Source organism: Psychrobacter sp. TB55-MNA-CIBAN-0194 (assembly GCF_040309505.1).
Classification (GTDB): Bacteria; Pseudomonadota; Gammaproteobacteria; order Pseudomonadales; family Moraxellaceae; genus Psychrobacter; species Psychrobacter fozii.
The window spans coordinates 1-440 of the sequence record NZ_JBEOOW010000040.1 but is presented as its reverse complement, the minus strand read 5'-3'; the positions used below and the strand labels follow the sequence as shown (position 1 = coordinate 440).

1 protein-coding gene is annotated in these 440 nt (G+C 41.8%); it reads right to left on the bottom strand.

The genetic code is table 11. The features are described from left to right. Positions 1 to 77: 77 nt before the first annotated feature. Positions 78 to 440, bottom strand: a 363-nt coding sequence (locus AAEY75_RS14155; protein ID WP_352259918.1) for an outer membrane lipoprotein LolB, incomplete at its 5' end; no start/stop codon positions are given.

Genomic DNA, 440 nt, shown 5'->3' with positions numbered 1-440 from the left:
CCGCTGATTTGCGTGATTTCGTCGATGTCATGTTTTGTTCACTACCTTGTTGATTAGCCAGCACTGAATATTTAACGTTATTTAGTTTTGGCTGCTACCGCTGTCCATTGATTAGTTTGAATTTTTATTTGTACATTTTCACGCTCAACCTTCAACAACCTAGGCACAAGCGCGCCGCTTTGTTGTTGCCAACCGAGAAAACTGACTACCCAATTGGCTTCAGAGTCGTGACTGATTAATTGGTTAATTGTGCCATCAGGATTATAGCTGACCATTTTATCATTGCTGCCAATTTGGCCGGTAATCCATAAAGGAAGGCTATCAAGCGGGATTGACCATCCGCTAATACCTGTCAGTAAATCTTGTGCATTACTGTCACGATAGGTTTTGCCGTCAACTTCAAGTGTCGCCATACCTTGATTTGTCTTAAGGGTTAATAC